This is a genomic window from Brucella grignonensis, from assembly GCF_002252505.1.
Taxonomy (GTDB): domain Bacteria; phylum Pseudomonadota; class Alphaproteobacteria; order Rhizobiales; family Rhizobiaceae; genus Brucella; species Brucella grignonensis.
Genome location: NZ_NNRL01000009.1, coordinates 1 through 548 on the forward strand (window position 1 = coordinate 1; position 548 = coordinate 548).

The following is a 548-nucleotide window of genomic DNA, read 5'->3' on the forward strand; positions in this document are numbered from 1 at the left end:
CGACGCGCGAAGATCATGACCACCGCTTTGCGATCGTTTCTCTCCTATGTGCGCTATCATGGGGACATCATCTCAGATTTGGCCGCAGCGGTGCCGATCGTGGCCAACTGGAGGCTTTCATCTATTCCCCGGGCGATCAGCCGTGATGATGTAACCCGGCTGCTAGCCAGCATCGATCGCCAGACGCCTATCGGATGCCGCGACTATGCGATGATACTTATGCTGGCGCGGCTCGGCCTTCGTTCGAGCGAGGTGATCACGCTCGACCTTGACGATATCGATTGGGTTGCCGGGCAGATTCGTGTGCGGGGCAAGAGCGGTCAACGCAATAATTTGCCGTTGCCAGCGGATGTTGGCGAGGCCGTCGCCGATTACTTACGGAACGGGCGGCCACGTAGTGCCTGCCGTCGTGTCTTTTTGCGCGACAAAGCCCCGATCCGGGGATTCGATGGTCCGAGCGGATTTGGATGCGTCATCCGCCGTCGCCTTCGGCGGGCCGGGATCAATGCTCCCACAACAGGAGCGCACCAGTTCCGACATGGCCTCGC

General features: G+C 60.4%; 1 protein-coding gene. It reads left to right on the forward strand.

Going from position 1 to position 548, the window contains the following annotated elements; translation table 11 throughout:
• Window positions 1–15: 15 nt before the first annotated feature.
• Window positions 16–548, forward strand: a 533-nt coding sequence (locus CEV33_RS00150; RefSeq protein ID WP_235818310.1) for a tyrosine-type recombinase/integrase, incomplete at its 3' end; no start/stop codon positions are given.